The following is an 11912-nucleotide window of genomic DNA, read 5'->3' on the forward strand; positions in this document are numbered from 1 at the left end:
ACCCGGTTCTAAGAACCGGGTATTAGTCATTCTGTCAAATAACCTTGATCTTCTGCAGCCCAAATAATATCTCTCAATGTATTAGAAATATTTTTCTTTACAATAAATCTATTTAATGCGTCATTTAAGGTAGTTACAAATCCTTCGGGAGCAGCTGAGCCGTGTATAATTGATGGAACTACAGAAACTTTAGCAAAATCATTCATTGACCAGGTTAAATAAACATCATATCTGGATTTGTCTGCATCAATTCTTGCAGGGATAGATCCTTTAATAGGATTGAAAATATCTTGAGCTTCTTTTGTTGCAATAAATTTTAACCATTTTAATGCATTTTCTCTATGAGGAGCTCCTTTTGGTAATCCAAATGTATCAGAAATAAACATAAAGGCATTATCTGTTCCAGGTAAAGCAAACCATCCAAAGTCCACATCTGGTTTCCAGCCTAATGTTTTGAAATAACCTTCTTCCCAGTCACCCATTACATTAAATAATGCTTTTCCTTCAAAAACAAGTCTTCCAGCATCTTGCCAAGTTAATGCAGAGTGATCTCTATTAAAGTATGGAATCATTCTTTCAAGTAAAACCAATGACATTTCTAATTCGGGTGAATCAAAAGAAGTTTTTCCTGTAAATAACCCTTTATATCCATCAGATCCAAATACGGAAAGCATAATATTTTCAAATAAATGAGTTAAAGTCCATTTGTTTTTATCACCTAATGCAAGTGGTATATATCCCGCTTCTTGAGCTTTTTTCATTGCATCAAAGAACTCTGCCCATGTAGTTGGCTCTTTTGTTAAACCTAATTCTCTAAATATTTTTTTATTATAAAATACAACATTTCCTCTATGAACATTTACTGGAATTGAATAAACTTCACCTTGATAACTAACAATTTCCATTACATCTTTAGGAAATTTATCATACACACCCCATTCTTTTAAATAATTTGTTAATGGTTCCATTAATCCAGGAATTACATATGTATCTGTTAATTCCATTCCAGCGTGAACTTGGAAAGAATCTGGTGGATTTCCACCTAACATTCTTGTTTTCAATACAGCTTTAGCATTAGTTCCTGCGCCGCCAGCAACAGCTGCGTTAATAATATTGATGTTAGGATAGTATTGATTAAATTTAGCGAATAAAGCTAATAAACCTTCTTCTTCTCCTCCTCCTGTCCACCAGCTAAATATTTCTAAGTCGTTTGAAGCTGCAAATACACTAGAAAAAATCAATAAAACTACTATTAATCCTAAAAATAACTTTTTCATGTTATCCCCCCTTTTCAAAGAAATATTCCTTTTAGAGTTTAAGGCTAATAAAATTAAAACATATTTTTCATTATTAATAAAATATTAATATAATTTATTATAGTTAATAACATGTAAATATCACTTATTAATAATAAATATCTATTATTTTTAAAAAAAGTAAATAAAATATGGTAAAATAAAATAGGGGTGATAAAATGAATAGAATAAGATTAGGTATTGTAGGAACTGGTATAGCTGCGAGAGATTTGCATTTACCTGGATTAAAAGAATTAAAGGATAAATTTGAAATCGTAGCCTTGTTTAATAAAACTAAAGAAAAAGCAATTCAGTTTTCAAAACTTGTAGATAACGATCCTATAATTTGTGATACATATGAAGAATTATTAGAAAATGTTGATGCTGTAGATTTAGCGCTTCCTGTACAGTTTAATTATGAATTTATAGAAAAAGCATTAAAAAAAGGAGTTAATGTTATTTGTGAAAAACCAATTTCTATTAATGTTGAAGAAGGTAAAAAAATAGTAGAAATAACAAAAAATTATGAAAGCATAGTTTATATTGCAGAAAATTATAGACATTTTTCTGCTTTTGATAAGATAAAAGAATTAACTACAAAAATAGGAAAAATTTATTATTTACAATGGAATTTATGGATTTATATGACAAAAGAAAATAAATATGCAAATACTAAGTGGAGACAAAATCCTGAGCATATTGGAGGTTTTATATCTGATGCTGGTGTTCATCATGTTGCTAGCATGAGAAAGATTTTTGGAGATATAAAATGGGTATATGGAACAGTAAAAAACATAGCAGATTATCTTGGGGGTCCTGATTTGCTATCTTCAACATTTGAATTTGAAAATGGGGTATTAGGTAATTATAATGTTTCATATGCATTAGATGGGAAAAATAGATTGATGATTAAAGGTGAATTTGGAGATATTATTTTTGAAGATGATATTATTAAAGTTGTAAATTATAGAAATAAAACTATACACTATTATGATGAGTATAAAACTCATGATGAAGATTCATACAAAAAAGAATTTGAAGATTTTTATGAAGTAATAAACGGAAAAGAAAACGATTTAGGTAATGTAGAAGAAGCATTAAAAGATCTTGCTTTTATAGAAGCATCAATTAAATCAAATGGTGAAAAAAGAATATATATAAATGATTTAATAAAATAAAGGGCGTTGGCCCTTTATTTTATAGTTATTGCAAAAATATGCATTGTAGGTTTTTTAGGTAAATATATATTTTTTATTTTTTTATTTTTTAAATCAAATGTATTTAAATAAATTTTTGGGTTTAAGTTTTCTTTTACACCAATTCCATTATATCTATAAATGGTATCAATAACTATAGTTTCTTTGAAAATCGGCTGTTGACACCAATCAGAAAAACTTAGCAATTCTTCTTGAATATCTCCATCTGCGTATTCGATTAATAATTTTTCTTGGTAACTTCCATGCTCTGATGATCCTAAAATATATAACTTTTCTCCTTTTAAATTATTTAATTCCAGTTTTTGACCAGCACATACAAGATTATCATTACTTTTAATTTTTATTTTAAAAGGAATATTTCTAAATTCAAGTATATTATTTGATAATAATTTTTCTATTTCTTCAGATGGATATTTTGCTCCAAACACACCATCAGGATTATCAAAATTTCCTTCTTTTCTTTGAGAAAATGATGTTATACCATCATTATTAAAAACATTATCCAAATCTAAAATATAATAATTATCAATGTTGAATGAATTTATTGATAGATTTGAAATGTTTTTCAAATCAGATTTATATTCGTAATTAATATTTTTAACTGTTAAGTCGTTAATTTCATAATATTCATCATCTAATTTTATAATGTAACTATAATTTTTTGGTATTAATAATATTTGATCTAAATATAATGTAGAATTATTTTGTGGTGAAATAGAAATAGTTAATTTTCCTTTTTCTAAGTTTATAGAAATATAATTTTTTTCTGTAGTAATTTTATTTTTTCCAGAATAAATTGTAATTTTTGATTCAGGAATATTTCCTATTAAATAAATATAATATTCTCCTGAGAAATCAATTTTGGTTTTTAAAGCAATTTTTTCTTTAGTTTTAATTTGAATATTGCCAGAATTGTCTAATTCAAAATAATATATACCAGTATCCATTTTTTCAGCCTCAAATAAAATTGCTTTATTCCCACTAATAGTTTTAGAATAATAGAATTTTTCAAATTTTTTAGGTAATTCATTTAATCTTTCCAGAGCTAATAATGCTGATATAGTAGATTCTGCTCCAGCATTTTGGTTGACATAAACAGAATGCATTCCATCAAACCCTTCGCCATTATAACCTAACATTGGAATATTTAAATGATTATTTCCAGAATAAAATGATCCAAATAAGAATGCTTTAATAGCATATATATCATTATTAGTCACTAAAAATAATTTGGATAAAGTGGAAACAATAGCTTCTACTCCATACGAAAGATAAGGATATATTTTTATGTAATTTTTTATTTCATATATTGGACCTATAGATAATAATAAATCATAAAAATTTACGTATTCAATAACAGAGTTTAAATATTTTTTGTCTTTAGTTATATTGTATGCTTCAATTAATGCTTCTCCTTGGCGAGACCCCCATGAGTGCCATAAAAAATCATTTTTATTTCCTTCATTATATGTTCCATAATAAGGTCCGTTTTTTATTTGATAGTTTAATATTGAATCAGATAATTTAATAATATATTCTAAATCATTTGGATTATTTGAATATTTATAATACTTGCTTAATCCTAGTATTAATAATGCAGTTACATCAGTACTATTGTTTAAAAGATATTCTGAATTTAAATTATTTAATAATATTTTTTTTACTTTGGTAGCTGATTTAATTAATGCATTATTAAATTCCACATTTGGAAATACGTTTATTGCATTACTAATAGCCCAAAAAGCTCTTGCAGCCCACCAGCTAGCAGATTTTTTGCTTGTGATACCTAATTTGTTAATTTGGCCATTATCAAAGATAAAATTATAAAAATCTCCATCATAATCTTGCATAGCTAATACAAACTCTAAAGCTTCTTTTGCTCTTTCGTAATATATATCTTTTTTTTCCATTTTGTATAAATCTGTGTATAAAATAGCAACCCTTGCAACATCATCGACACATGTTACTCCTTCACCAGGAGCATCTTTATGAACATATCTACTTCCATATTTATCAGCATAAATCCAATATCCTATATAGTCTTTGTTACCAATTTTAAAAGTATCTCTTAAAAATTCTAAATGATTAAAATTTAAATTAATAGAAAAAATATTGATAGTAAAAAAAATAAATAAGAAAAAAAATATTTTTTTCATTTTTTACCTCCAAAAATGGGCACCTAAGTGCCCTGTTTATTATTCTGATATATGAGTTTTTTGAATTTCCATTGTTCTTTTTTCTAAAAAGTCAATAGCTTCATTTGCATCTCTTGATTGAAATAATGAATAATATCTTGTATATTCAACAACGTCACCTGCTTTGAATTTAGCCATCCAATGATTACCCACATTTTCTTCAGAATATGGAGGGAATACTCCCTTCGTTGCTTCATAATTATCCATTTCTCCTGGTAACCATCTGAAAATACCATCTCTAAATTCTCTACTTTCATAGAACCAGAAATCATTAAACACAAATTCTTTTAAATCTGAATAAATAACTGGTTTTTCAGGTAATATTTCAGCAGCTCCCAAGCCATATTTTGGTGAGAAGTTTGCTCTCCAACTTTCTTCTGAAACAAATGCATATGTAGCGCCCCACCATAATGGTTTCATTGAATCAATAGCTGAAAATTCAATATATGGTTTTCCATTCACATATTTAACAGCGTTTCTTTGTGTCCAATAATCAAGAGGAGTTCCGTTTATTTGTTCTGCCCAAACCATTCTTCTAAACATAGGTAAAATATGTAAAGCGCTATCATCTATACTTGTTATAGGTGCTGTAGCCATAACTTGTAATTTCATTAAATCAACATAATTAGTAAATTCGAAAGTGTTTTTTACTAAAACGTCGCCAGTTTTAAAAATATGAGTTATTATATGTTGATTCAAACCTGGCAATAATCTAGAATATAAGTCAGAAACTACAGTTACAGCTATAGGTCCAGCTTCTAAAACTCTTACATTTTCAATGTCAAATCCAGAAGATGTGAATTCTACGTGTTTTCCTAATTTTCCATCAATATAATATGTGCTTCCAGACCATCCAGCTATTCTAGCAGTACCTAATTCATTATAGATAGTTCCTTCTATATCTTTATATCTAATAATGTTAGCTAAACCATATTTATTTATTTTAACATCAAAGTCGTTTGATTTTACAAAATATTCTCCGTTTTCTTCAGTAACTGTGAAATATTGTTCGAATGTCATTAAATCCATATCGGAATCATCTGAAATTACTATTTTAGCAGATTTTTTGAAAGTAAATAATAAAATGTCATCAGATGAAATTCTTTGATTTCCATCAATATCATCAATTTGATATGGTAAATAATTTCCATTTTCATCGATTACTCTAATAGAATACCAATTTGCATCAAAATCTTCTCCAACAATATCTAGCATTTTTGAGAAAGAAATAGCATATGGAATATCCATCCATGTCATTTGATCAGTTTTTACTTCGATAACTCTTTCTTCGGCCATAACAAATACTGATAATAAAACTATAATTGCAAAAAAAATACCTTTTTTCATTTTTTAGCCCCCTTTTAATATTTTAGGTTAAGCGCTTACAATTTATTATATAATTTTTATTCAAGTTTATAAAATTTGATAATTGTTTATTAAAACCATTTATTGGGATATAGGAATAAATATATTTAATTTTTTTCTTTTTTATTTGATTTAAAATAAAAAAATATGTAAAACAAAAGAATTTTTAAATATTTCTACATATTTGAAAATAATATGAAATAATAGTAATTTATAAGTATTTAATATTATGCAATAATATGTTATTATTATATTGGGTTAAGCGCTTACAAGGAGGTAAAATTATGGCTACAATTGAAGATGTTGCAAAACTAGCTGGAACATCAATAGCTACAGTATCGAGAGTAATAAATAATAAAGGCAAGGTTTCTGAAAAAACAAAAATAAAAGTTTTAAAAGCAATAGAAGAATTAAATTATAAGCCTTCAAGTCAAGCAAAACATCTTGCGAAAGTAAAATACGGATTCAAAATAGGAGTATTATTTAGCGATAGAATAAAAAATATATTAGAAAAAAATAAAAATGAATTTGGAGAAATGGATTTTTATTCTACTGTTTTAGAAGGGATATATGATGGTGCTAAAGAAAATAAATCCAAAATAAGGTTATTTACTTTTAATGAATATTTGAAAAGCGAAAAAGATTGTGATGGTATTTTAATTATTGGATCTGATAAAATTCCTGATGAAATTTTAAATAGTAATATAAATATTGTTTTAGTAGATAATTATATAGTAGGAAGAAAAATAAACGCTGTAATATCAAATGGTTTTGATGGTGCTTATTATGTTATTGATAAAATGATTAAAAGAAATTATAAAAAAATAGTGCATGTACATGGGCCATTAGAATTTTATGGTTTTAGAAGAAGATATGAAGGTTATAAACTAGCGATGAAAAAAAATAATTTGTTACCAATAACATATGAAGTTGCTGAAAATCAAGAATCTATAAACTATATTATAAATTTAATATTATCTAAAAAGCCTGAAATTATTTTTGCATCAAATGATCCTATAGCTATAATGATTTTAAATGCGTTGAAATCAAAAAATGTGAAAGTTCCGAATGAAATACAAATAATAGGATTTGATGATATTGTTTTTTCTTCAACGATTGAACCATCTTTGTCAACAGTAAAAGTATTTAAATATGAAATGGGAAATGTTGCTTTTGAAAGAGTAATTGATTTAATAAATGGGAAAAATATGCATCCGTACGTAACATCTTTGTTTACAGAATTTATTGAAAGAAATTCAACAAAGAAATTCAACAAGGAAGATTAACAAGGGAGGTAAAAAAATGAAAAAGATTATCACTTTTATTTTTTTAACAATGTTTATTTTTTCTTTTGCAAAGACAACCCTAGTATTTTGGACAGCGCCAAATCCGAATCAAGAAGCTTTTTGGAAAAAATTAGTTGCAGAATATGAAAAACAGAATCCAAATATAGATATTGAATGGACAACTATACCAGCCGCAGGAAGTTCTGAAGAAGCAATTTTAAGTGCTATAGCGTCAGGGAGAACACCAGATATTTGTACAAATATTTTTTCTGGGTTTGCTGCTCAATTAATTGAATTAGATCAACTAGTTGAATTAAATAAATTACAAGGATTTAATGAATTAATTTCCACAAGAAAAATGAATAATATAATAGATGGTTGGCAATTCATGGGTAAAACATATGTATTACCTATTTATTCAAATCCTATTTTAATATGGTGGAGAAAAGATATTTTAAATGAATATGGTTGGGATACACCCCCAAGAACATATTCGGAAATATATGAACTTTCAAAACAATTTGTAGTTCCAAAAGAAAAATATACAATGAGAGTAGTTGCTGGAAGAAATTGGTGGGATAGATGGTTTGATTATATTACATATTATTATGCTGCAAGTGAAGGGAAACCATATATAGATTTAAAAAAATTTAAAGCAGTATATAATAATGAAGCTGGAATAGAAGTTGCAAAATTTTTTGAAACAATGTTTAAAAATGGCTGGACAGCTGTAGACCTTGGGAATGCTCCGCTATATAATGGAGTAATTTTAGCAAGTTTGAAAGGCCCTTGGGAAATCCCTTATGCAGAAAATCAATTCCCTGAAATACTAAAGAATATTGAAATCACTCCTCCAATAGTTCCAGATAATTATCCAAAAGATAAACCTATATATACTTTTGCAGATTCTAAAGGATTAGTAATTTTTAAATCTTCTAAACATCAAAAAGAAGCTTGGGAATTTGTAAAATGGGTTTTTTCTAATCCGGAAAATGATAAATTGTGGTTAGAAATGACAAAAATGCCTCCAGCTAGGTCAGATTTGCTTGAAAATGAATTATTTAAAGAATTTTTTGATAAAAACCCATTGGCAGCAGAATATGCAAAATATGTAGGATATGCTATTCCTCCTGCATTAATAACAAAGACTGTTGATGTTCAAGATGAAATGACATTTAGTTTAATTGAGCCAATCATGTATGGTAAAAAGGATGCTGAAACTGCTGTAAAAGATTCAATTAAAAAGATAAATAGAATAATTTGGTGATTTTATGGTTAATAAAATGAGAAAAAGAGAAGCCCGTAAGGGGCTTCTCACATCCTCAACATATTTAATATATGCAGCTATTTTTTGGGGATATCCTTTTGTTTGGTTAGTTATATTAGCTTTTTCTAGATGGAGATATGTAGGAACACCTCAATTTGCTGGATTTAGAAATTTTTTAAGAATAATATACGACCCAATATTTTGGAAATCATTTTTTAATGTTTTAAATTTTTTAATGTATTATATACCAATAGTTTTAATATTTTCTTTATTGTTTGCATTAGCATTAAGTAAATTAAAATATGGGAAAACATTTGTAGCCTTATCTTTTTTAGTAGCTAATATTTCATCTGGAGTAGCTTATTCTATAATGTTTTCAAAGCTATTTGCAGAAAATGGTCCTTTAAATCAATTAACATACAAATTATTTAATACTACTATACCGTGGTTTACTAGTCCTCAATTAGCGATGTTTTCTATCTCATTAATTGTAGTATGGAAATTTATAGGATATTATGGATTAATACTATATTCTGGTTTAATTAGTATTCCTCAAAATATATATGAAGCAGCAGAATTAGATGGAGCAAATAAATATGTGAAATTTTTTAAAATTACACTTCCTTTATTAAACCCATCAATAATAATGGTTTTGGTGTTTGCGATATCCTTGTCTTTTGGAATATTTACTGAACCATATATGATAACTGGTGGTGGACCTATGAGAAGTACATTGATGCCTATGATGGTAATGTATACATCTGCTTTTCAAAAATTAGATCCAACATACTCTTCAACTATGTCAATTTTTATAGCTTTTTTTAGTTTTGGGTTAATTTGGATTACTAGAAAATTATTTGAAAGAGAAGTGGAATTAGTATGAAGAAATTAAATAGTCATATTTTCCACATATTTATGTTTGGGCTAGCTATATTATGGCTTTATCCATATATATGGTTAGTAATGGCCTCAATAAAACCATCTAATGAGATTTATACAAAATTTTGGCCTACACATTTTACTTTAGACCATTTTAAATTTATTTTAGAAAGCGCTGAAAAAATGGATCGTCCATTTATTAGAGCATTTTTTAATAGTTTATTTGTTTCTGTTACAGTAACAGTATCAGTTGTTTTAACCTCATCTACTATATCTTATGCGCTATCTAAACTTAGATTTAGAGGTAGAAATAAAATTTTTGATTTTTTAATATTTCAAATGGTTTTTCCTGGTTTTATGTTTACAATTCCAATGTATATATTAATAAGAAATTTAGGATTACTAAATACCTATTCAGCATTGATTTTACCTAGTTTAATGAGTGGTTGGGGAATTTTTATGATTACACAAAGTTATAAGGGGACACCAAACGATTATATAGAAGCAGCAAAAATTGATGGTGCAACAGATTTATGGATAATATTTAAAATAATGATACCTTTAAATAAATCAGTTGTGGCTATAGTTTCATTATTTACATTTATTGGTATATGGGATAATTTTATGTGGCCATTAATAGTAATAAAAGATTATAATAAAATGCCATTATCTGTTTTATTAGCAAGTTTTAATCATCAATATGGGGCGTATATTGGACCAGTATTAGCAGGATCAGTTATACAGACTATACCGATGGTTATATTATTTTTGATATTTAGAAAATATTTCTTACAGGGAATTTCAATTACTTTAAAGTGAGGTGTTTAAGTTGGATTTGAAATTAAAAAGGCATCCATTAAATCCCCTATTTTCTCCTAATCCAAATCATTTATGGGAATCAAGATTTGTATTTAATCCTGCAGTTGTATATGATGGAGAATTATTTCATATGTTGTATAGAGCTCAAGGGGAAGATATGGTATCAAGAATGGGTTATGCTGTAAGTACTGATGGTATTCATTTTAATAGGATGGAAAAACCAGTTTTTGAACCTGAAGACATAACAGAAATGTATGGTGTAGAAGATCCAAGGCTTACATACATTGATGGGAAATATTATATGTGTTATACAGCATACTCTCCAACAAATATTAGTGTAGCTATGGCATCTACAACAAACTTTTTTAATTGGGAAAGATATGGAATAGTATTACCAGAAACTCCTAACAAAGATGCTGCTATTTTACCAGAAAAAATAAATGGAAAATATGTTATGTTTCATAGGTTGGAACCAGATATTTGGTTAGCCTTTTCAGATGATTTGAAGACATGGGGAGATTATGTAAGTATAGCAAAACCTAGAGAAGGTTATTGGGATGATGTAAAAATAGGTATTGCAGGTCCTCCAATTAAAACAGAATATGGTTGGTTATTATTATATCATGGTGTTCAAAATGCTCCAAGATTAATTTATAGATTAGGTTTTATGTTATTAGATTTAAATGATCCTACAAAGGTATTAAAAAGATCAGAAAAACCTATTTTAGAACCAGAAGAACCTTGGGAAAAATTTGGAGGAGTGCCAATGGTAGTATTTTCTGATGCTATGGTTGAATATAAGGATCAGTATTATGTATATTATGGTGCTGCAGATAATTATATTGCATTAGCTACAATTTCAAAAGAAGAAGTTTATAAGTGGATTAAAGAATAATTAAATCACCATCCAAAACTGATCTGAACCCAAAAAATGAAACAATAAAAAAAACACCCCCGAAAGTGATAAAATAAAAGTAGGGGGTGTTTTTTAATGGCAAAGAAAGGACAGAAGTTTAGAAAGTATTCGGAAGAGTTTAAAGAAGAAGTAGTAATTGAAAAATTACCGTATCAAACAATAGCAAAAATGTACTAAATAGATAAAACAAGAGAATAAAAAACGCAAAAATAGAAGGAACACCAAGCAAAAAACGTGGAAGACCTAAAAAAGAAAGTATAGAGGAAGAAATGATGAGATTAAAAGCAGAAAATGCGTATTTGAGATTATGAAGAAATGGAAAATGACCCTAAAAAAAATAAGAATAATAGATAGATTAAAAGAGAACTATCCAATAACATTATTATGTAAAATAGCAGGGATATCGAGGAATAGTTATTATAGATACAAAAGAGGAATAAAAAGAGATACAGAATTAAGAGATTGAAGTATATTTTAAATTTAAAGGAAGATATGGATATAGAAGACATATATTCGCAAAAAATAATCAACCATAAAAGAGTGTATAGAATAATGATTAAAAGCTAAAATAAGAAAAACAAATAAACAAAGAATAATAAGTTATAACAATATTGAAATTAAGAATAATATTCTTAAAAGGAATTTTAAAACCAAAGAACCACGAACAAAATAT

The 11912-nt window shown here is 27.1% G+C and carries 10 protein-coding genes; 7 read left to right on the plus strand and 3 right to left on the minus strand.

All coding sequences use genetic code 11. The features are described 5' to 3' along the window. Positions 1–26: 26 nt before the first annotated feature. Complete coding sequence (locus tag AS160_RS02410) at positions 27–1277, minus strand: ABC transporter substrate-binding protein (protein ID WP_165144387.1); 1251 nt, start codon at positions 1275–1277, stop codon at positions 27–29. Positions 1278–1474: 197 nt separating this feature from the next. On the opposite strand from AS160_RS02410, the gene AS160_RS02415 reads away from it, so the two are divergent. Beyond that, a complete protein-coding gene (locus tag AS160_RS02415; RefSeq protein WP_165144388.1) occupies positions 1475–2473 on the plus strand; it encodes a Gfo/Idh/MocA family oxidoreductase in 999 nt (332 codons plus the stop codon). A 14-nt stretch (positions 2474–2487) separates the two neighbouring features. Here AS160_RS02415 and AS160_RS02420 read toward each other — a convergent pair whose 3' ends face one another. Both AS160_RS02420 and AS160_RS02425 read right to left on the minus strand, forming a co-directional pair. Then, the gene (locus tag AS160_RS02420) at positions 2488–4668 is read right to left on the minus strand and encodes a hypothetical protein (protein ID WP_165144389.1); all 2181 of its coding nucleotides are present in this window, start codon (positions 4666–4668) and stop codon (positions 2488–2490) included. A 39-nt stretch (positions 4669–4707) separates the two neighbouring features. Next, complete coding sequence (locus AS160_RS02425; RefSeq protein ID WP_165144390.1) at positions 4708–6054, minus strand: hypothetical protein; 1347 nt, start codon at positions 6052–6054, stop codon at positions 4708–4710. Between the two features lie 302 nt (positions 6055–6356). Between AS160_RS02425 and AS160_RS02430 the strand changes: the two genes are divergently transcribed. The 6 genes from AS160_RS02430 (at position 6357) to AS160_RS02455 (ending at position 11705) form a co-directional block, all read left to right on the plus strand. Beyond that, entirely contained in the window at positions 6357–7358 is a 1002-nt protein-coding gene (locus tag AS160_RS02430) for a LacI family DNA-binding transcriptional regulator (RefSeq protein ID WP_165144391.1), read from the plus strand. A gap of 16 nt (positions 7359–7374) precedes the next feature. Next, positions 7375–8625, plus strand: coding sequence for an extracellular solute-binding protein (locus AS160_RS02435; protein ID WP_165144392.1), 1251 nt, complete (start codon positions 7375–7377; stop codon positions 8623–8625). A 4-nt stretch (positions 8626–8629) separates the two neighbouring features. Beyond that, positions 8630–9508, plus strand: coding sequence for a sugar ABC transporter permease (locus AS160_RS02440; RefSeq protein ID WP_165144393.1), 879 nt, complete (start codon positions 8630–8632; stop codon positions 9506–9508). After that, positions 9505–10323 (plus strand): carbohydrate ABC transporter permease, encoded by an 819-nt coding sequence (locus AS160_RS02445; RefSeq protein WP_165144394.1) that lies wholly within the window; start codon positions 9505–9507, stop codon positions 10321–10323. The genes AS160_RS02440 and AS160_RS02445 overlap by 4 nt, the downstream gene beginning before the upstream one ends. Before the next feature lie 10 nt (positions 10324–10333). Continuing rightward, positions 10334–11218 carry a glycosidase gene (locus AS160_RS02450; protein WP_165144395.1) on the plus strand — a complete coding sequence of 295 codons (885 nt, stop codon included), beginning with the start codon at positions 10334–10336 and terminating at the stop codon, positions 11216–11218. Between the two features lie 328 nt (positions 11219–11546). Then, on the plus strand, positions 11547–11705 hold the full coding sequence (locus AS160_RS02455) for a hypothetical protein (protein WP_165144396.1): 159 nt from the start codon (positions 11547–11549) through the stop codon (positions 11703–11705). Positions 11706–11912 lie beyond the last annotated feature (207 nt).

The sequence above is a fragment of the Marinitoga sp. 38H-ov genome (assembly GCF_011057715.1).
Classification (GTDB): Bacteria; Thermotogota; Thermotogae; order Petrotogales; family Petrotogaceae; genus Marinitoga.

What these genes read in the sequence shown, in the direction of transcription:
- AS160_RS02410 (WP_165144387.1), bottom strand. Translation starts at nt 1,277, where the DNA reads ATGAAAAAGTTATTTTTAGGATTAATAGTAGTTTTATTGATTTTTTCT.
- AS160_RS02415 (WP_165144388.1), top strand. Translation starts at nt 1,475, where the DNA reads ATGAATAGAATAAGATTAGGTATTGTAGGAACTGGTATAGCTGCGAGA.
- AS160_RS02420 (WP_165144389.1), bottom strand. Translation starts at nt 4,668, where the DNA reads ATGAAAAAAATATTTTTTTTCTTATTTATTTTTTTTACTATCAATATT.
- AS160_RS02425 (WP_165144390.1), bottom strand. Translation starts at nt 6,054, where the DNA reads ATGAAAAAAGGTATTTTTTTTGCAATTATAGTTTTATTATCAGTATTT.
- AS160_RS02430 (WP_165144391.1), top strand. Translation starts at nt 6,357, where the DNA reads ATGGCTACAATTGAAGATGTTGCAAAACTAGCTGGAACATCAATAGCT.
- AS160_RS02435 (WP_165144392.1), top strand. Translation starts at nt 7,375, where the DNA reads ATGAAAAAGATTATCACTTTTATTTTTTTAACAATGTTTATTTTTTCT.
- AS160_RS02440 (WP_165144393.1), top strand. Translation starts at nt 8,630, where the DNA reads ATGGTTAATAAAATGAGAAAAAGAGAAGCCCGTAAGGGGCTTCTCACA.
- AS160_RS02445 (WP_165144394.1), top strand. Translation starts at nt 9,505, where the DNA reads ATGAAGAAATTAAATAGTCATATTTTCCACATATTTATGTTTGGGCTA.
- AS160_RS02455 (WP_165144396.1), top strand. Translation starts at nt 11,547, where the DNA reads ATGAAGAAATGGAAAATGACCCTAAAAAAAATAAGAATAATAGATAGA.